This is a genomic window from Emticicia sp. 21SJ11W-3, from assembly GCF_024138715.1.
In the GTDB taxonomy this organism is placed as follows: Bacteria; Bacteroidota; Bacteroidia; order Cytophagales; family Spirosomataceae; genus Emticicia; species Emticicia fluvialis.
The window spans coordinates 3,827,422-3,847,990 of the sequence record NZ_CP092074.1; the positions used below are offsets into that span (position 1 = coordinate 3,827,422).

The window sequence follows — 20,569 nt, forward strand, 5'->3', positions numbered from 1 at the left end:
ATACTAATAAAACCGCACCTTTGTAAACCTTAATGCTACTACCGCGCCATTGTTAATCATACGACAACCGTGCCAGGGGTGTCCCCCACTGGCACGGTTACAATTATTCGCCGGGTTTCAGGTCAAAAGCCTCGGCCAGCAATTCAAAAGAGCGGCGTCTGCTGCTTGTATTGTTGGCCATTGTAGAAACAATTACCTCATCTACCCCAAAGTCGCTGGCAAGTGCCAGAAGTTTTTCTTTTACCTCATCTTTAGTACCAGAAATAACCCTGCCACGGTTACGATGGATACGCTCCTGCTCTGCCAGTGTAAACTGGTACTTTCTGATATAGTTTTCGTCGCCAAAGTTATCAAACCTGCCCTGTTCAAATTGTACCAGCACATAATCAATAAACTTGCGCATATCGTGTGCCTGCTCTTCGGTTTCGCCACAAAGCACCGAAATAGAAAGCAAGGCTTGCGGCTTTGCCATCTGCGACGACGCCTCAAAGTTCTTTTTATACACCTCAACTATATCTGGCTGAGCAAAACCGTTGATGAATCGGGCTACGGCCAGGCCCATACCAAACCGGGCTGCTATTTTACTACTGCCCCCGCTTGAGCTAAGCACCCATTGGGCCGGAATGGTTGGCGCCTGCGGAACAGCCAGCAGAGGGCCATATTTGGTGGCGGCGGTATCAGTAAAAAACCTTTGCAGGTATTCCAGCTGTTTTAAATAGCTCTCTTCACTGAAATCATTAGACGGATTCAACAAGGCAGCTGTTATTCTGTCGCCGCCGGGTGCACGGCCAATACCCAGGTCAATTCGCCCCGGGAAAAGAGTTTCAAGCATTCTGAAATTCTCGGCTACCTTTAGTGCGCTGTGGTTGGGCAGCATTACACCCCCCGACCCTATTCTGATATGTTGTGTTACATCGGCCAGTTTTACCATCAGTATCTCTGGCGTAGAGCCGGCAATAAAAGTTGAATTATGGTGTTCTGACACCCAAAAGCGGCTATACCCCAGCTTTTCGGCAAGTTTTACTGTGGCTATGGTTTCTTCAATAGCATCAACAGCGGTTTTGCCAGTGGGTACTATAGACTGATCAAGTATTCCTAATTTTAGCATTATTGTATTCTGTTTTCTAATAGGCTTAACACAATAAACCCGGCTTTCGTTACCAATAGAAGGCATATAGTTGCTATACCGGAAGATAGTAACAAAAAAATCTCCGACAGATATTTGCCGGAGATTCTGCGTATGAAACAATTACTAAAGAAAAAAAAATTCTAAGCTAAAGCCACTGCATTTAGGTAGGCGGGGGTTATCCCTAGTTCTTTCTGCAGGTTATCAATGGTAACCAGCAGGTCGTCCATACCAGCTTTCAGGGTGTCTGTCAGCACACCAACATCGCGGCGGGTATAGGTTGATATCGGAAAGCCTCTTTTTACCAGGCTGTATTTGGCAATTGTAGGATAAGCCGAATGCACTATATCCATAGAGTCATTAAAAAACTGCTGTACTTTTTCTACCTCTGCAACGCGGGTTTCGTCGTTAAAATGTTTGCAGAACCAAACTATCAATTCGGGGAAAATATTACCCTGTATGCACGACAGTCCGGCCGCACCAGCCTGCAAAGAAGACCTGGCATTTACCATGTAGGCATCATACAAACCAAAATTATAGCCCTGGCCCGCATCAATTCTGCGTTTTACCTCTACAGCATCAAGGCAGGTATCTTTATGATAAATCAAACGCCCGGTTGGCAGCAATCTGGCCAGTATTTCGGCGCTTATCAGGCGTTTGTAGGGTACAGGGCATTCATAAAAGCCCAACGGAATACCAGGGGTAAGACTCATCAGCTCTTCCATGCGCTCCAAAAATACTTCGTCAGATTCGTCTGCCTCTGCTATCAGGCTTGTAATAACAATAACAGCCTGCACGCCTGTGGCATAAATTTTCTTAACAAATTCGGCCTGCTCGGCAATAGTACCGCCCAGCGTGCCGGTAGCTACAACCGGAATAACACCCGCGGCTTGTTTTACAACCTGGCTTGTAACAGCCAGCCGTTCTTCTTCTGTCAACTCATACATCTCGCTCGACAAACAGTTGGCAAACAAACCGGCCGAACCGGCATTGATGTAATATTCTGTCAGGACTTTCAGCCCATCATAGTCAACAGCTCCTGAATCTGTAAACGGCGTTAGCATTACAGGTATAAAACCCTGTGGCAAAGTATTGGTGGAAGACAACATAATGTTATAAATTATTCAAAATTGAGAGGTTAATCATTTGCTTTTTTTAGCCTGCTTAAAAGCAGGCCAGTCAGGAAGATACTTAGTGTACCCACAATCATAATCATATTCTGATGAAACGGACTCCGTAAGGCGGCGTATTGGTCTGGTATCTGCTTAGAGAAGGTCATCCAGCATATTACCAGAATACCAACAATGGTTGCAATTACTGCTTCTGCATTTTTAGCTTTGCGGGCTATCATACCCAGCAGGAAAAGCCCCAGCATACCTCCGGCAAAAATACCCGATAGCATCCACCAGATGTCAAGCACGCTTTTGACGCCTATCATGGCCACACCCGTAAACATACCTAAAAGGCCAAAAACTGTAGTGGCAATGTATAACAGCCTGAGCGACTGCTTAGAGGTTAAGTCTGACTTGATGTAACGCTGATAAATATCAACTGAAAAAACGGTGGCTGAGGCATTCATACCCGAACTGATGGTACTCATAGCTGCCGACATAATGGCCGCCACAATAAGACCTACCAGACCAGCCGGTATTTTGTTGACCATAAAATGTGGCATAACCTTGTCGCCGAAATCGGCTGGTGACAATGAAGCCGCTAACTGTTTGATGGCCTCGGCACTGCCACCCGGCAGGCGTTCGGTTGCTACTTGCATACGCACCTGATTAAGCATATCGGGGTTGGCCTGATAATATGCATACAAACAAGAGCCAATTACAAAAAATATAAGCGAAACAGGGAGGTACAGATACACACACAACCAGATAGAACGCGTAGCCTCTTTGATAGATGACGTTGTATGATAACGTTGCACATAGTTTTGGTCCATCCCGAAGTTGTTAAGGTTCATGAAAAATCCATATAACAATACAACCCAGAAAGTAGACTGCGTAAAATCAGGTGCAAAACTACCCAGGCTGAACTTGCCGTCTGCCTGGCCAATTTCAATTATCTTACTTACACCACCCGGCATACCTTTAATTATCAGCGCCAGAATAATAAGCGCTCCGATGGTCTTTATAATGCCCTGCACCACTTCTGTCCAGATAACGGCCTCCATACCCCCCATTACGGTATAAATAATGATACAGATACCCACCACTACCATGACGCTTTCCATTGAATAACCGGTAAGTGCCTGCAAGCTAAGCGCAATGCCAAAGAAAATAGAACCCATACGAGCCAGCTGCGTAAGCAGGAAACAGACAACGGCGTAGGTTCTGGCCCAGGCTCCAAACCGATTTTCAAGATGGGTGTAGGCTGATACCTCTCCGGTGTTTCTGTAAAAAGGCACAAAGAAACGAGCTGCCACCCAGGCAGCTACGGGCATAGAAAGACTAAAAACGAACGAGTTCCAGTTACTGCCAAATGCCTTGCCCGGCACACCCAGAAAAGTATTACTGCTCAGGAATGTGGCATAGATAGAAAGACCAATGGCCCAGCCCGGTATTTTGCCCGAGGCCGTGGTAAACTGGTCGGCGTCTTTGTTTTTTCGTGAGAAATAAATACCTATCACTACCATTCCGACCAGATAGCCAAAAATGATAAGCAGGTCAATTACAGGAAGCTTGGAAATATTCATGAGTTAGGGTTGAAAGATGCAATAGGCTAATTTGTACACTTTTCAGTATTATGATAAAAACATACATTGATTTTTAAGCCAATGGCTGTTTTTTATAATCTGACAAATATTTTATTTAACTTTACAAAGATAGAAGATAAAAATACAGGTTTTTTATATACTCTTTCCCAATCATTGTACAATATTAGCATTTAGTTTTTTAGTCGATGAAACCACATTTTCATAAAGTACCCACCAATACGGGGCATTCGTTCAGTATCAGACACGACATAAAACCTAACTTCGGTTCTATATGGCATTATCATCCCGAACTTGAGCTTCATTATGTAATAAAGGGTGAAGGGGTTCGGTTTATTGGCGACAACGTAAGTAATTTTTCATCGGGCGAGGTATTGCTACTGGGAGAGAATCTGCCCCATACCTGGCGCTGCAATAAAGAGTATTTTCAGGGTAATGCAGATTTGCAGGTAGAGGCCATAGTAATGCAGTTTATGCCCGATTGCCTGGGGGGCGACTTCCTGAACTTAAATGAAGCTTATGCCATCAGGAAACTGTACGAAAAAGCCAAGCAAGGCCTGCTTATTAAAGGTAATACAGCACAGCGCCTGAAAACCCTGATGGAAGGTGCCGTTAATGCCGGCCCTTTGCAAAGGCTGGTGATTCTGTTATCTGTTCTTGAATTGCTGACTGAGTCTGACGAGTTGGAGATGATAACCGCCGCCAATGCCTTTTACCAGTCGAACGAAATGGAAACCGTCAGGCTTAATAATGTATGCAGTTATACACTGGCCAATTATGCCAAAGACATCAGCCTGGAAGACATAGCCGCTATAGCCAACCTGAGCACCACCTCGTTTTGCAGATACTTTAAATTAATGACCCACAAAACTTATAACGATTTTCTGACGGAAGTAAGAGTAAGCCATGCCTGCCGGGCATTAATAGAAAATAAGCTGAGCATTGAGATAATATGCTTTGACAGCGGCTTTAATAACCTTTCTAATTTCTACAGGCATTTCAGAAAAGTGAAAGGCACTACACCACTGGAATATAAAAAGCAGTATCTGAAGAGCGAGGTAGCCGGGTAATTTCCTTATTTACCTCTGCAAACCGAAATGCCGTGTGCGTCATGCCCGGTTAAGTGATTTGAAGATAAATTAACACCTTTGAAGATGAGCCAAACGGCCAGTGCAATATAAGAGAATCTATAAACAGCCTTAGGCTGAAAACTGACATATTTACGGATACCATTACCCAAAAAAGCAAAGCCGAGCATCATGGGTAGAGTACCCAACCCGAACAATGCCATAAACAGCACACTCTCCCAGGCCTCACTCATCAGAAAAGCCCCACTCAGTGCGGCATAAACCAGCCCGCAAGGTAACAGGCCATTGAGAACCCCGAAAATAAACTGCGAAAACAAAGAATGTCTTTTGTAGAAAGCAGACAGTGAAGACTTGATAAAGTTATTGAAACGGCTTACATAAGGTAATACGTCTATTGATTTGGTCCAGCGGGCAGGCAGAATAAACGCCAGCAATATCAGGCATCCTACTACCACAAATAATGTTTTTTGTGAGGCCAGCAATGCCACCTGTTCTCCGGCAAAGCCAACCAGCAGCCCCAGCAGGCTGTAGGTTAAAATGCGTCCGGCATTGTAAATGAGCCTGCCCAGAATATACCTTCCGCGTCTGGATTTATCGCCGGGCAAAAGCATGGAAATAGGGCCGCACATACCCATGCAGTGCAAACTTCCGGCAAACCCTATCATCAATGCTGAATACAACATCTTATAAAACTATTTTCTCTTCTTTCAGATAAGCCTTTCCGGCTTTTTGCCATTCCAGCTTTACAACCCAAAGTCCTTTAGCCAGCTGATTCACCGGAATGCTCTGTACCGTATTTTCATTGATGCTCAGGGCAAGCGAATAATCTTTTTTGGCATCAGACGGACGATAGAACTGTACCGTACCTGTTGCCCCTTTCAACTCTTCAGGAAAACTGATACTCACCTGTTGTTTTTCGCCAGTGTAACTTATCACTACAGGGGCCGCCAGCTGCGCCACATTCCGTTGCTTGATAATCTCATCCTGATACGCAATTTCTTTTTTGTAGTAGTCGTTGCTCACCAGCGAAATATCTTTCTGCTGCACACAAAGCACCACCATTGTAATCATAAAGACTACAAACAACCCGTAGAATATTCCGATTTTATGTCCAAAATTCATGGTATATTATTTTATGAACTAATGTATTAAAGCAATTGAGCGATTATAGCTCCTATTTCTTAAATTTTGAACTGTCGATTTAACTGACTCAATGTTTTTTTGATTCCCTTCATGATTATTTACCAATAACATTGGCAAAACTCTTCCGGATACCTTAAATCACTCAATCACTCATTCGCCCAATCACTCAATTATCTTTGAATCCCAAAAAATTAGTCTTGATGGTCTCCAGTTTTTCTTCTCCTTCCCAAACTTCAATTTCAAGACTGGTTTTTATTTTTTTAATATCGGCTTTGTTCATATCCAGAAAGAAAACCACATCAGCCTTGCCTTCTTTTTTTATTCTGATACTTTTTTTGCCGTCTATCAATCTGATGTTCCCTGCGTTGTCGCCCACTTTTAAGGTTACTACCAGGTCTTCATTACTTTTATTCACAATCTGGGCGTTATACAGGTTACTGATTTTGTTATTGGCCTGTTCCTGATACATTTGCCCCGGCACACGCATAATGGTGGTTTCAATAACCGAGCGGCTCATCAGCAGAAACACCTCTACCCCAACCAGCAACAATAAAACTACCGAATAAGCATAAGCCCGTGGCGACATCTTATATGGAATGCGTTTTTCGACACTTTCTGCCGACCCGTATTTTATCAAACCTGTGGGTTTGTTTATCTTGGTCATTACGTCATCGCAAACGTCAATACAGGCGGTGCAATTAATACACTCCAATTGAGACCCGTTTCTGATATCAATTCCTGTTGGGCATACCTGAACACATAATTTGCAATCTATGCAGTCTCCTTTAGGCGCTGCTACCTGGTTGGCTGGCTCGTGCTTATTCAGTTTGCCACGGGGTTCGCCGCGCACCCAGTCATAAATAATATTAATGGTATTGCGCCCCATTAACACCCCCTGCAAACGGCCGTAAGGGCAAATAGCCACACAAACCTGCTCTCTTAATTTGGCAAAAACATAATAAAACACCGCTGTAAAAGCTACCAGACCGATAAATCCGGGTAAATGATTTGCCGGCGACTGCGAAATGATGCCAACCGTTGCATCTATACCTATCAGATACGCCATAGTGGTATGGGCTATCAGAATAGATATAAGCAGATATATTAACCTTTTGGCGCCCTTTTTCAGAATCTTTTCGGTTGTCCAGGGCGCTTTGCTCAGTGCCAGCTGCTGTTTGCGGTCTCCTTCAATCCAGTATTCAATTTTACGGAAAACCATTTCCATAAAAACTGTCTGAGGGCAGGCCCAGCCACACCAGAACCGGCCATAAACTACCGTAAACAAGGTAATAAAAATAAAGAACGTAATCAGACCCACGCTAAAAATAACAGAGTCTTGTGGCAGAAACAACTGGCCGAACAACACAAATTTCCGCTCAAACACATTAATCATCAATAGGGGCTGTCCGTTGATTTTCACAAATGGGCCCGCAAAAAACAGCGTCAGAAAAACAATGGTTGTCAGTATCCGGTAATTATGATACTTACCACTCGGTTTTTTCGGAAACACCCAAATTCTCTTCCCCTCACTGTCTACGGTGGCAATGCTGTCACGGTAGGCCTCATCTATAAAATCTAAATTGCTCACTGTTCCGGATATTTATTTCTTTCTGATGGCGGCCGGAATTTTACTGCCAGCCACCATCCGAAATGTTTGTTACTTAGTTGCGGTTGAATCAGCCCCGGCTGAGGCTTTTTCTCCCTGAGGTGCCTTTGCATTAGGCGGATTAGTACCTTGTATAGACAAAATGTAGTTACTTACCTCTTGTATCTCTGCGGGTTTCATGGTTGCCTGCCAGGCAATCATACCCTTTTCAGGTACACCGTATTTAACGGTTTTAAAAACATCATTAATAGTACCACCATGCAGCCAGTATTCGTCAGTAAGGTTTGGCCCAACCCCGCCTTCACCTGCCTGCCCGTGGCAAGCGGCGCATTTTGAGGTAAAAATCTGTTTACCCTGGCTAAGGGTTTTGTCGTCTTTCATCAGCTTAACCGATTTCTCGTCAATGGTATTAGCCATTTTAGACTGATACAGTTCTACCTCTTTCTTGGCCTCATCCATTGCTATCTGATACTCTTCTTCCTGCAAAGGTGTGATGTTCCAGATATGATACAAACCTAAATACACAACGGCAAACACAATGGTAATATAGAATAACTTAACCCACCACGGTGGCAGGTGGTTGTCGAGCTCCTGAATGCCGTCATAGTTATGACCAAGCATAATAGACTCTTCTTTTTCTAACGGAATGGCCGTGCCAGCCTCTCTTTGCCACCATTTCTGAAAACTGAAAGTTTCAATAGTACGGCCTTCTTTTTCGGCGATAATCCTGCTGATAACCCGATACATATTTAAAACCACAACCAGCAGAACGATAGCTGTAAGAATCAGTATAATAAGCACCAGGAGTTGAATGAGTTCATCGCCTGATTTAATGAATGTTCCCATAAATGAGTATATTTTAATTTTCTTTAAACCTGGATATTTGGCTCTGAGCCGGTTAATCTAATGGCAGCTTCTCTATGTAGCTTTGTTTCTTTTTATCAAGTTTTATGACATACCAGCCAAGACCCAGAAAAAAGAAAAAGAAAACAAGCAGAGAAAAAACCGGGTAGATGCTCACGCCGTCTATTTGTTCGAAATAATGTTTAAACATGGTCGTAAATAATTATTGTTTAATATCAGTACCTAGTCTCTGCAGATAAGCAATCAGTGCTACTATTTCCTTATCGCCGCTTGTTTTAATTTTGGCATCAGCCAGACGCTTCGCAATTTCTGCAGCTTGTTTTTCTGCATCAGCAACCGCAATGTTTTCATAACCTTCCGGATACGGCACACCCAGGGTACGCATGGCTTTAATTTTTGACGGAATCATCTCTTTATCGTAATCGTTTTCAAGCAACCACGGGTAAGGAGGCATAATTGAACCGGGCGACATAGTGGTAGGGTCCATCATGTGGTTATAGTGCCAGCTGTCGGGGTATTTTTTACCAACACGGTGCAAGTCCGGCCCGGTACGTTTAGAACCCCACAGGAACGGGTGGTCATACACAAACTCACCGGCTTTAGAGTACTCGCCGTAGCGTTCGGTTTCTGAACGGAACGGACGAACCATCTGCGAGTGACAGCCCACACAACCTTCTTTGATGTAGATATCGCGGCCTTCCAGTTCAAGCGGTGTGTAAGGTTTCACTGCCGCAATAGTAGGTACGTTAGAGTCTATCAGCGCAGTAGGCACAAACTCTACCACCCCGCCAATAGCCACGGCTATAATTGCCAAAGCTGTAAAAACAACCGGTTTACGCTCTAAAACTGAGTGCCAGCCGCCACCTACAACTTTTACGTGTTTTTCAAGCGCTGGTGCCTCGCCGTATTCTACCGCAACAAAAGTTCCTTGTTTGGCTGTCTGAATCAGGTTATATATCATTACCAGCGTACCAATCAGATACATGGTACCACCCACGGCTCTGATCATATACAGAGGTACAATCTGTGTAACGGTTTCAAGGAAGTTAGGGTAAGCAAGGAACCCATCTTGTGTAAACTCTTTCCACATTAAACTTTGTGTGAAACCCGCCCAGTACATAGGCAACGCATAAAATATAATACCTAATGTACCTAACCAGAAGTGCGTATTGGTTAATCCTTTAGAGTAAAGCTGGGTTTTATACATACGTGGTATCAGATAATAAAGGATACCGAATATCATGAAACCGTTCCAGCCAAGGGCACCAACGTGCACGTGGGCGATGGTCCAGTCTGTAAAGTGCGAAATAGCATTCACGTTTTTCAAAGACAACATCGGGCCTTCAAAAGTAGCCATACCATAGGCAGTTACTGCTACCACAAAGAATTTAAGAACCGGGTCTTCACGAACTTTGTCCCAGGCGCCGCGCAAGGTAAGCAAACCATTAAGCATACCACCCCATGATGGCGCAATAAGCATAATTGAGAACACCGTACCAAGGCTTTGTGCCCAGTCTGGTAATGAAGAGTACAACAAGTGGTGAGGCCCCGCCCAGATATAAATAAATATGAGCGACCAGAAGTGGATAATTGATAACTTATATGAATATACGGGTCTGTTGGCTGCCTTAGGCAGGAAGTAGTACATTAAACCCAGATAAGGCGTGGTGAGGAAGAACGCAACCGCGTTGTGGCCGTACCACCATTGTACCAGGGCATCTTGCACCCCGGCGTATAGCGAATAGCTTTTGGTTAATGAAATTGGCAACTCAAAAGAGTTTACAATGTGTAGCAAAGCAACCGTAACCACAGTGGCTATGTAAAACCAAACAGCTACATACATGTGGCGCTCGCGGCGGCGTATAATAGTGCCAAACATATTAATGGCAAATACTACCCATATTAAAGCAATGGCAATGTCTATTGGCCATTCCAGCTCGGCGTATTCTTTACTGGTTGTTATACCAAGAGGAAGCGTAATAGCCGCTGCCAGAATAATAAGCTGCCAGCCCCAGAAGTGTATCCACGATAGCGCCTTGCTGAACATGGCGGTTTTAAGCAGCCTGGGCATAGAGTAGTAAATACCTGCAAACATGGCATTACCTACAAAGGCAAAAATAATGGCATTGGTGTGTAAAGGTCTTAACCGCCCAAAGGTAACGTGGGGGGTTTCAAAATTGGCTCCAGGCCAAAAGAGTTGTACAGCCAGGGTTAAGCCGGCTAACATGCCAACCAAACCAAAAATGACCGTTACAACAAGAAAGGCTTTGACGATTTTATTATCATATTCAAATCGTTCTAATGTCCCAACTGACTCGGGCTGCGTAATATGCTGCATAGTAAAATTAAGTTTAGAAACTTTGATGGCGTAAAATTACTTTCGGCACTATGCTGAAAACATGACATAGGCTTTAAGAAAACATGACATTAATCATAATTCAGGCGGGGTAGTATTTCCCGGCCTAATCAATGCCTTCGGTATCTGAATTAGCAATAAAAGCCCTGAATCTGGCTTTCACGCTGCGGTAGTCCTGCTCAAAATAATCCATCCTTTCTCTGAAATAGCTCTGGTCCAGCCTTTGCTCTTTATCAAGAATGTTATCTTCCTGTACGCCCACAGCCAACCCCTTTTCAATGTCAGTCAGTTCGGTCGATAACTGTTTAATAAGCCTTTCGAAATGATGAAACTGGTTTATGAACCACTCCTGCCTGTTATTGAGCTCTTTGTTGTCAAGGGTGTCAATTTCCTGTACTACGGTCAGAAAAAAATCTGTTTCCTTTTGCATCATTTCCAGTTCATTGCGCCATATCCTGTTCTGAAAATGACTATGGCTTAGTTCTGAGTACTTTTTCATTGTCTGGTGTGTTTAAATATTTGAATGATTCAGGTAGATTTTCAGACCTGAAAATGGTCTGTTTTATTTATAGAATATCTTTTTTTGAAAGGGCTTCTCCGCTGGCAGGTTTTTAGTAAAAGCCCCTTTGCCTTTAGCAGACAAAGGGGCCTTTTCTGGCTGATATCAAGGCTAAGCCGGGCTTTATTTTACCAGAATGGCCGGCCTGATTGTGCTGACCCTGCCATATTTTAAAAAGTAACTACTTCATGTTCTGGCACTGTAACGTTCGCTTCGTCATAAATACTAAACAATGGTATGGTTGGGTTATAGGCAAACCGGCGGGTAACTGAACGGTTAAACAGCACATCAAAAAATGTATGGCGGCGTGTAACCATTACCAGCATATCTACCTCGTGGTTATTCAGATACTCAATTATTCCTTCCTCAGCCGTATCACCTATTATCTGATAATCCACCAGATTCACGCCTTTAAAATAATCATGGTATTCGTATCTGGTAAGACTGTTTATATCTGTCGGAACCTGGTTTTCTTTCAATACATTCAATAAAGTAAGCGTAGCGTTATTGTTAATCAGCAACGCTTTCAGTTCGTCCAGCTCATGAAAAGACTGCACAGGTTTGTAGTCAACCGCAAGCACCACATTTCTTACTGGTCTTATTTCAGATTTAACGGGTACTACAATAGAATTGGTCATTACGTTTCTTACCACATCGGTAGCAGTACTGCCAAATAGAATGTCATTACCCTTGCCTGTAGCGCCTACCACTACAAAATCATACTGATTTTTCTGGTTAAGCACCTGAATGGCACTACCCGGCGATGTTGGCATCAAATCTGTTTTAAATGTATGTATCTTGCGGGTATCCCATTGTTTTACTTCTTCCAGATGCTCCAGGATTTCTTCTTTGGCACGGGAGAACAACTCTTCTATCATTGAATACGCAATTTCAGGAGACCCTCCTGTCGGAAAAGTATCGTAAGCATGCATCAGCGTAAACTCGCAGGGAGTATCGCCAAACAATTGAATGGCGTATCGTATGGCCTTTTCTGAAGCTTTCGAGAAATCGGTCGGAAGAAGTACTTTTTTCATGATGGTTGAAATTTATTTTAACGAAACAAAGCTATATCAGCCATCATCATTTTTTTATGAGCGTATATAGGTACAAACATGATTGATGTCAGAAAAAAAAGACAGGCAAAACCTGTCTTTTTTCAGCATTTGAACCTAAATACTTTACCCTAGCAAATTAAAAAACTGCCTTATACCTTAACAAAACTGACAGTTTTTTAATTTTTTATAAATTGTTGCGTAATGCCCGGGGCTTCTGCTATTTTTTCGCATCCGCGGTTATTAAGGCGGTTTGCAAAGCAAGGCACTAATACTTTTTCAATTTCTTCTATTCTGAATTTCAGTAGCACACCTCTGGTGTTATTCATCATGTCGTTGTTCAGATACACCACCAGCATATTTTTATCAAGACCTATCTGTCTGGTATAGGCTTTCCAGTCGCTCACCAGATTCTGCTTTAGTTTTTTTACCCGGTTTTCAATCAGGCTATAAAATATCTTCTGCGATTTTTCATCCTGATTAATGATATCGCTTTCCTGCAAAAAACGCTTGCCTCTCAGGTCATATATCTCCCAGTCCTGATTTTCAAGACAATAGCTTCTTTCAGTTTTGCAGTTACCCTCATGCAGATAAAAACCCAGAAAATCGTTCTTCAGGTAGCTCACCCGGGTTGATTTATAGAAATAATGATACAGCTCAAAATCATAGCATTCTTTGTCTCCTTCACAATTTCCGAAGGCGGTCATACCAGACAACCAATCGTTCAGAAAATCCTGAGTCCGAATGTCAAGCATTCCGTCCAGCACTGCGTGAGACGTTTTCCAGGTGCAGTCAATGTCATCTTCCCGTTGCACATACTTTACGTTTTTTACGGTTATCTGTGCTTTATTGTTTATGAATTTCTCTGTTTCCGGAATCCCCGCAAAATCAACCTGCGCCTCACAATTACGTGCAACAAAGAATAGAATCACCAACAATATAACACCGGCTAACGCCCCGGACTCAAGGACAAACACAATAGATTTACGAACGTATGCAATCAGGTTTCTATGTACTTTTGTTTTCATAGACAGGTTAAATTGATAAGCAAAACTAGGTAAGCGCTGCCAACCAAAATCTATTGTGCCTCATGAAACTTTATGATTTTCGGCAGGTTTTTCTTCATCAAACAAAATCCTTACCGAGGGCGTATAGGTGTCGTCAAACTGGCCATCGTTAGTAGCCCAGATAAACGAGAACAAGAAGCCGCCCGCTACCAGCAGGGCCGCCACAACCAGAAATATAATAACAGCCATTTTAAATCAGTTTTTTGATGCGTGCAAAGAGGTAGGTCATGCCTACGGCAAACAATACTACAGAAAGCGAGCTTAAGGGCATAAATATAGCTGCCATTACTGGTGATAACTGCCCCGAAACCGCCCAGCCAATACCTATAAAATTATAGACCAGCGACAACACAAAGCTGGCTTTTACAATATTAAGCGCCGTTTTACTAAAACGGAGAAAGTCGGTCAGCCTGTCAAACTTTGTGGCATCCAGAATGGCATCACAAGCCGGCGAAAACGCCTGCACGTCTTCGCTCAGGGCAATGCCCACATTACTTTGGCGCAAGGCTCCGGCGTCGTTCAGGCCGTCGCCAATCATTAGCACGTGGCGGCCAGTCTCCTGCTCTATTCTTATAAAATCAAGTTTATCCTGTGGTTTCTGATTAAACAGCAAGCGGTTTTTATCAAAATAAGGGCTCAGGTTTTCTTTCTCTTCATCGTTATCGCCCGATAATAAAGCGAGCTTAAAGCCAGATTTCAACCGGGTCAACACTTCGCGCCAGTTTTTTCTATAATTGGCTTTGATGGTAAAATACCCCCGGTACTCCTTATTAATCTCTACATTTACCTGCCCGGTGCGCAGGGTATGGGTATGCAAACCTAAAAACTCTGCATTACCCAGCCTTATAAAATTACCGGCTACTGCCCCTTCAATACCCATGCCTTTTATTTCATTAAAATAGCTGATTTCGCCGCTTCCGGCACCAAGGTGGCGGCTTATCATTTTGCTCAGCGGGTGCACCGACTGTGCCGTTAGCTGGCTAACCCACCCTTTTTCTTCTTCGGTAAGTTGGCCGTCTTCAAAGTGCAGCTGGCCGTTTTTGTTTTCGGTAAGGGTTCCTGTTTTGTCAAACACCACCTCATTAATCTCTGTAAGCAGTTGAATTACATTCTGATTTTTAACAAAAAACTTATTGCGCCCAAAAATACCCATGGTGGTGTTCATGGTAAATGGCATTGATAGTGTCAGGGCACATGGGCAGGCCACCATCAGCACAGCGGTTACGCTTTTCCAAACAATATCAGGCTGTACATTGTACCAGTAAATGCCTGTTACAAGTGCAATCAGTAAAGTGGTATAGGTAAAATATTTACTAAAGGCATTGGCCAGATCTGTAGCAGGCGTCTTTTTTTCTTTTTTAAAGGCCTCGTTGTTCCATAATTCGGTCAGGTAGCTTTGCGACACCTTCTTTTGCACGGCCAGTGTTACCTTTTCGCCAATCAGCCGGCCACCTGCATATATCAATTCGCCTTTCTCTTTTTTTATCGGTTCCGATTCCCCCGTTACAAAACTGTAATCAACGTAGGCTCGCTCCGACAGCAACAGCGTATCGGCCGGAATCAGCTCCTGATGGTGAATCTCCAGTACATCGCCTTTCTGAACCTCAGTTACGTTTTTATAACCTCCGTTTACTTTTACTGCCAGCGGGAAATAAGATTTGTAGTTTCGTTCAAAAGACAGGTAGTTATAAGTTACCTGTTGTACCCATTTGCCGGTAAGCAGAAAAAAAACCAGCCCGGCTAGGCTATCCCAATACCCGGCTGAATGGTTAACGAAGGTCTCGAAACTACTGCGTACAAACAAGGCTGTAATACCCAGCGCAATAGGAATATCTACGCTTAACACATGGGTTTTGTTCCGGATATTCTCTTTGATAGACACAATGGCGCCTTTCAGGTAATCTGAAGCCCCAAAGAAAAACACCGGCAACGATAACAGAAAGTTGAGATACAGGAAAAACCTCTGATACGTGGCATCCACCAGGTTGTTTAAATCAAGCCGGAAATACTCCGGAAAACTCAACAGCATGATATTACCCATGCAAAAGCCCACCACCCCTATCTGCATAATCAGGCGGCGTTGCACACGGTTTTGCCCGGGCTGATGCTCAGCACTTTGCAGGTTTATCAGTGGCTCATAGCCCAGTGTTGCCAGTAGTTCCACTATGGTTTTCAGGCTTACTTTGGCTGGGTCATAGCTCAGCGACAGCTCCTTTTTCAGAAAATTGAGCCGGGCTGTAAATACCCCGTCCTGAATTTTGTTGAAGTTTTCTAACAACCATACGCAAGAACTACAATGAATGGCCGGAACAAAAAGCGTAACCTTATGAATGGTCTCGCTGCTGAAATCAAGCAATTGCGCCTGAATTTTGTCGTCGGCCAGATAATCAAACCTGCCCTTAAAGTTAGCCGCTTTCAGGCTAACCCCGGCATGCTGGTTAAGGTCATAATAAGAACAAAGATTATTGTCTTGCAGTATCTCATAAACTGTTTTACAGCCATGACAACAAAAGTGTTTGTCTTCCAACACAATCGGGCTGTCGGCACAATCTTCACCACAATGGTAGCACGTTGTTTTTGTTTCGTTCAGTGTCATAGCTGTATCGTTTATCAGACTACATATAGTTCAGGTCGTTGTTCAGTTTCAGCTTCACAATTTTAAGTTTGTTCAGCAGCAGAATAATTGGGTACGTAGGGTCAAACTCATGCCATTTTACGCCGAAGTTCGCCCTACCGCCCAATTTATGATGGTTGTTGTGGTAAGATTCGCCCATCATCAGAAAATCAAAGGGCAACAGATTTCTTGCGGTGTCGTTCACCTTAAAGTTGGTGTAGCCATATTTATGTGCAAACCAGTTAATAATAACCCCGTGCACCGGGCCCATCAGGTAATGGATCGGCAACAACAGATACTCCCAGGCACTGGTTGCAAAATACATATAAAACAAGGTATACAATACCCCCCAGCCTATTCTCGACACCCAGGCGTCACCCAGGCGCTCCATAAACATCCAGTTAGGTACACCTTTCTTAAACTTGGGCTCAATGTTGGCTTTGTCGTTCAGAATATCGTTATAGTAATTTTTGGTTTTCCACATCATGTGAAACAAGTTATCTGAGTAGCTCGGCGAATGCGGGTCTTGCTCGGTGTCGGCATAAGCATGGTGCAGGCGGTGCATAATACCGTAAGCTTTAGGGCTGAGAAACGACGACCCCTGTGTTACATACGTAACCACGTAGAAAAACCTCTCCCAACCCTTCGTCATCGTAAACATCTGGTGGGCAGCATAGCGGTGTAAAAAGAAAGTTTGTGAAAACAATGATAGGTACCAGTGGGCCAGGAAAAAAATTAAGATTGCCATTAAGAATTGTGGTTATTTTAAAGCCCAAAATTAGGTATCGTTCCAAACCACAATTATGACCAAACGCCAATAAAAAAACTGATAGATATCATTTTTTTTAGAAGCCGATTCAAAATCTGAATCCAGAAATTTTGCTAAACGGTAGAAAACATTATTTTTGTAGTACCAATGTTCAATTAAACTTATTGCTGGTTTTTAAACCATTCAACACATGAAAAACCTTAAACTTTTTTCTGGCTGCTTTACCGGCTTTGGTCGCAGCCTTTGCCTGCCTGCATTTATACTGCACAAACATTTTATGATGGCTTAGCCAAAGTAATAATTGACTGAAAGGCCCGTTGACGCTCTTAAACTTATTCATTTTAAGGCTTTATTAGTCTTCCGGCTATTGTACGCCTATTCGGCAGAGTAGGTTAGTTCAACTTACTATACCATTCCATAAACTAACAATGTTCAAAACTAACTTTTATGAAAACTCACTTCCGGTTTCTTTCATTTTTTATGGCTTTATGCGCAACTGTTTACGCCAAACAAGACTCAACCATTATTATCGTCGACAAAAAGAAAGCACATACGCCCATTTTTGTGCAATACAACGGTAATTTTAGTGGCTATAAGGTTTTAGAACTCAATGAAAACAAAACCGAAACTCTGGTTATTAAAGAACCTTACCCAATTAGATTGATATCAAACGACACCGACAAAAAGTACCGGTTCGGGCGTCAGCTATCTTTTGTAATATACCCCGGCGAAAAACTCTATCTATCTAAAAACAAAGACAATGTAACTTACATCAGAAGCCTTTCTGACAGCACCAGAAACAACGAACTTGATTTTTTCAACGAGTTCGAAAAAATATGTGGCCAGTTTGAAGGATTCGCCGTTATGCAAATACCTGTCAAAATTTCAGGAATACCCAGATACAAACAGCTTGAAGCCAATTACAACAAAAGAATAGCTTTTTTAAATGAATACAAAAGCCGAAAACCAATACGAGAAACCTATTATCAATACCTGAAAGCCCTTTTTCTGAACGATTACCTCGTTACCCTTGCTGCACCTTACTTTTCGCCATACGAACAAAAGCGATTACCGCAAAACAAGGAAATAACAGCCGCGTTCGAGAATAACTTCATTAGCAGCGACCAGTTCTTCTATGAATCCAACTATCGGGCCACTGTGCTGAGTTACGTATTGCTTAAGTCTGGCCAAGACCTTGAAAAAACCGGAACTGATTATAAGAAAATGGCAGAAATAGCCCTGAACAGCTTTTCTGGTGCTACGCTTGAGGCTGTTCTGCTAGACATCATCAACCTTAATAAACAGAACATCGATAAATCAATTAATCTTCATATTGCAGAAAAACTGGCATCAATTTCCCAAAATCTATTCATTCGTTCTTTTGCAACTGATAACCTCCTGCCTTTTTATAAAACCACTCAACAAATAGGAAACAACCTGCCCTTGCTAAACGGCAAGTATGAAGCGGGGGAACTGAACGACATTTTCAAAAAATCGGATAAGCGCTTTTACTATGTAGATTTCTGGGCCAGCTGGTGTGAGCCATGCCGGGCAGAAATGCCGGCATCACATAAACTGAAAGCAGAATATGAGGAGAAAGGCATCGGTTTTGTTTATATCTCAACCGATGAAGACCCTAACGCCTGGAGCAAAGCCATGCAACAATTGGGCATTGCACCCGGCGAATCTTATCTATTGCCAAGCGGCAATGCTTCGGCAATTGCCAAAAAATTCAATATCAGCTCTATTCCCCGATATCTTATTGTTGATGCCCATGCACAGATAATGTCTGACAATGCCCCGAGGCCATCTGACCCAGAAGTGAAGCGAATGTTTGATAAGCTCCTGAACAATTAATTTTTTGTCTGAAATCTATTCACTCATAAATATAAAGCAATCATGAAAAACTTCATTTATCTTTTTGCTATTCTTTTTTACAGCCAGGCTTTGGCTCAAACTACTGCCGACAATACACTTAGCAAAGCCAAAGCACTTACGAATGATTACCGTTTTGGCGAGGCCATTCAGATGCTGGCTGGCTGTAATACCCAACCCTGCCTGCTTGAAAAAGGCTTTTGCTATGCAAAAACCGGCGATTACAAACAAAGCGATACCTTCTACGGAAAAGTGCTGGTTGCCGATTCCAGCAATCGTACAGCCTTATTTCAGATTGCTAATAATGCCGAAAGCGCTGGCAATTACAAGAAAGCAAAAACCTATTACAGTAAGCTGTTAAAGGTAGATTCAACCAATGCTACGTACCTCAAACTACTGGGGGTGGTTTACACTAAACTAGGGAACGATTCGCTGGCCATGGTTTTACTTCGCAAAGCCATTTCGTTGAACGACCTTGATTGCGCAAACGAACTGGGCAAAGTGTATCTGCGCAGAAACATGACCAAAAATTGTCTTAATCTGGTAGAAAGACACCTGAAGTATGATTCTGCCTACCTGCCTTTGCATCAGCTGAAAGTTAAAGCGCTATATAAAGAGATGAAGTTTCAGGAGGTGATTCCGGCCATTCGAACCCTGATGGCTCTGGGAGACTCAAGCCTTGCTTATCAACGCATGCTGGGCTTTGCCTATTACCGAACCGACAGCACCAGACAATGCATAGAAGTATTAGAAAAATACACGCAAAAAGGCGAGCCGGAAGAAGGGATAGACTATTTTCTGGGGCTGGCTTATATGAAAGAAAACAATATGGCCAAAGCCAAAATACATTTCGAAAAAGCCATTGCCATGGGTGTATCAGAAAACATAGCCGATTATTATTATACCCTGGGCTATATAAACGAGAAAGAGAAAAACTATAGTGAAGCCATTGATGCCTATAATAACGCTTATCTGTTCGATGACCGCTCCTACCTGCTCTTTTTAATGGCCCGAACTTACGACTGGAAAAACGACAAAAACCACGCTGTTGAGTTCTATAATAAATACCTGTTGTCGTCAGACACCGTAAAGCAGTACAGGTCTGATGCCACCAAAAGGCTGGAGTATCTGAAAGCCAGATAGAATAAACACCTAAAACTTATTGATTCTGCTAATCGTATTAAAAACTACGCGGCAACGGAAGTTTAAAAGAAAAAACCCCGAAAAATCACACTTTTCGGGTAAATTCTTTATTACTTTAAAGAGAAAAGTAAAATAGTGGCAGATAAATCTTTAAGGCAGTACATAAACAATTGCACATGTATAAAATACCATTGCTGGCAGTTCTATTGGCAGGTAAAAGTGTTTACCTACACAATAGAACTGTAGATATTGCGTCCAATATCATTCTGGCGTTCAAGTGTCCATTTGTTAGTAAATGCGGTATGTATCCAGGAGTTTCCCACTTTCCTGAAAACACTAATCTGTAACCCTAGTTTTTCCCAGAAATACTCTTCAATCTGCTCAATTGTCATATTCGGTGATATAATAAACACCGAAGGATTCTTCAGGCTTGAGATATCGTTCAGAGTATGGAAGGCGTCAGTGCTCATTTCATTTCCTCTATGATACACCTCTATCTTCAGAAAAGGGTAAATCTCGTTAAATGCCCTTGCTAACTGATTAACTGACATTTCCTTATCAACAACAATCTTCATGTATAGTATTTTTCAG

At 42.8% G+C, this 20,569-nt stretch carries 19 protein-coding genes; 3 read left to right on the forward strand and 16 right to left on the reverse strand.

Annotated features, from left to right (window positions below):
- Window positions 1-103: 103 nt before the first annotated feature.
- The 3 genes from MB380_RS16180 to MB380_RS16190 form a co-directional block, all read right to left on the reverse strand.
- On the reverse strand, window positions 104-1,108 hold the full coding sequence (locus tag MB380_RS16180) for an LLM class flavin-dependent oxidoreductase (protein WP_253527331.1): 1,005 nt from the start codon (window positions 1,106-1,108) through the stop codon (window positions 104-106).
- 161 nt (window positions 1,109-1,269) lie between these two features.
- Window positions 1,270-2,235, reverse strand: a complete 966-nt coding sequence (locus MB380_RS16185) for a dihydrodipicolinate synthase family protein (RefSeq protein ID WP_253527334.1) — start codon at window positions 2,233-2,235, stop codon at window positions 1,270-1,272.
- 29 nt (window positions 2,236-2,264) lie between these two features.
- Window positions 2,265-3,818: a sodium:solute symporter gene (locus tag MB380_RS16190; RefSeq protein ID WP_253535594.1), complete on the reverse strand. Its 1,554-nt coding sequence runs from the start codon at window positions 3,816-3,818 to the stop codon at window positions 2,265-2,267.
- A gap of 212 nt (window positions 3,819-4,030) precedes the next feature.
- Between MB380_RS16190 and MB380_RS16195 the strand changes: the two genes are divergently transcribed.
- A complete protein-coding gene (locus MB380_RS16195; RefSeq protein ID WP_253527369.1) occupies window positions 4,031-4,912 on the forward strand; it encodes an AraC family transcriptional regulator in 882 nt (293 codons plus the stop codon).
- A 5-nt stretch (window positions 4,913-4,917) separates the two neighbouring features.
- Here the strand turns inward: MB380_RS16195 and MB380_RS16200 are convergent, their stop codons facing one another.
- The 12 genes from MB380_RS16200 to MB380_RS16255 form a co-directional block, all read right to left on the reverse strand.
- A complete protein-coding gene (locus MB380_RS16200; protein WP_253527372.1) occupies window positions 4,918-5,613 on the reverse strand; it encodes a sulfite exporter TauE/SafE family protein in 696 nt (231 codons plus the stop codon).
- A 1-nt stretch (window position 5,614) separates the two neighbouring features.
- Window positions 5,615-6,052: a FixH family protein gene (locus MB380_RS16205; protein ID WP_253527375.1), complete on the reverse strand. Its 438-nt coding sequence runs from the start codon at window positions 6,050-6,052 to the stop codon at window positions 5,615-5,617.
- A gap of 187 nt (window positions 6,053-6,239) precedes the next feature.
- Window positions 6,240-7,661, reverse strand: coding sequence for a cytochrome c oxidase accessory protein CcoG (gene ccoG / locus MB380_RS16210; RefSeq protein WP_253527427.1), 1,422 nt, complete (start codon window positions 7,659-7,661; stop codon window positions 6,240-6,242).
- Between the two features lie 69 nt (window positions 7,662-7,730).
- Window positions 7,731-8,525 carry a cbb3-type cytochrome c oxidase N-terminal domain-containing protein gene (locus MB380_RS16215; RefSeq protein WP_253527430.1) on the reverse strand — a complete coding sequence of 265 codons (795 nt, stop codon included), beginning with the start codon at window positions 8,523-8,525 and terminating at the stop codon, window positions 7,731-7,733.
- Window positions 8,526-8,577: 52 nt separating this feature from the next.
- On the reverse strand, window positions 8,578-8,733 hold the full coding sequence (locus MB380_RS16220; protein ID WP_101725806.1) for a CcoQ/FixQ family Cbb3-type cytochrome c oxidase assembly chaperone: 156 nt from the start codon (window positions 8,731-8,733) through the stop codon (window positions 8,578-8,580).
- A gap of 12 nt (window positions 8,734-8,745) precedes the next feature.
- Entirely contained in the window at window positions 8,746-10,881 is a 2,136-nt protein-coding gene (gene ccoN, locus MB380_RS16225; RefSeq protein WP_253527463.1) for a cytochrome-c oxidase, cbb3-type subunit I, read from the reverse strand.
- Between the two features lie 124 nt (window positions 10,882-11,005).
- A complete protein-coding gene (locus tag MB380_RS16230; RefSeq protein ID WP_253527466.1) occupies window positions 11,006-11,398 on the reverse strand; it encodes a hypothetical protein in 393 nt (130 codons plus the stop codon).
- Window positions 11,399-11,628: 230 nt separating this feature from the next.
- Window positions 11,629-12,492 (reverse strand): universal stress protein, encoded by an 864-nt coding sequence (locus MB380_RS16235; RefSeq protein WP_253527469.1) that lies wholly within the window; start codon window positions 12,490-12,492, stop codon window positions 11,629-11,631.
- A gap of 197 nt (window positions 12,493-12,689) precedes the next feature.
- Window positions 12,690-13,538, reverse strand: coding sequence for a hypothetical protein (locus MB380_RS16240; RefSeq protein WP_253527472.1), 849 nt, complete (start codon window positions 13,536-13,538; stop codon window positions 12,690-12,692).
- A gap of 60 nt (window positions 13,539-13,598) precedes the next feature.
- Window positions 13,599-13,766, reverse strand: a complete 168-nt coding sequence (gene ccoS / locus MB380_RS16245; RefSeq protein ID WP_101725811.1) for a cbb3-type cytochrome oxidase assembly protein CcoS — start codon at window positions 13,764-13,766, stop codon at window positions 13,599-13,601.
- A 1-nt stretch (window position 13,767) separates the two neighbouring features.
- The gene (locus tag MB380_RS16250; protein ID WP_253527474.1) at window positions 13,768-16,173 is read right to left on the reverse strand and encodes a heavy metal translocating P-type ATPase metal-binding domain-containing protein; all 2,406 of its coding nucleotides are present in this window, start codon (window positions 16,171-16,173) and stop codon (window positions 13,768-13,770) included.
- Window positions 16,174-16,192: 19 nt separating this feature from the next.
- Window positions 16,193-16,939, reverse strand: a complete 747-nt coding sequence (locus MB380_RS16255) for an acyl-CoA desaturase (protein WP_253527477.1) — start codon at window positions 16,937-16,939, stop codon at window positions 16,193-16,195.
- 468 nt (window positions 16,940-17,407) lie between these two features.
- Here MB380_RS16255 and MB380_RS16260 point away from each other — a divergent pair, with 468 nt between their 5' ends.
- Entirely contained in the window at window positions 17,408-18,817 is a 1,410-nt protein-coding gene (locus MB380_RS16260; protein WP_253527480.1) for a TlpA disulfide reductase family protein, read from the forward strand.
- Window positions 18,818-18,859: 42 nt separating this feature from the next.
- Window positions 18,860-19,978: a lipopolysaccharide assembly protein LapB gene (locus MB380_RS16265; protein WP_253527497.1), complete on the forward strand. Its 1,119-nt coding sequence runs from the start codon at window positions 18,860-18,862 to the stop codon at window positions 19,976-19,978.
- Window positions 19,979-20,205: 227 nt separating this feature from the next.
- Here the strand turns inward: MB380_RS16265 and MB380_RS16270 are convergent, their stop codons facing one another.
- Window positions 20,206-20,553 (reverse strand): hypothetical protein, encoded by a 348-nt coding sequence (locus MB380_RS16270; protein WP_101725816.1) that lies wholly within the window; start codon window positions 20,551-20,553, stop codon window positions 20,206-20,208.
- Window positions 20,554-20,569: the final 16 nt, after the last annotated feature.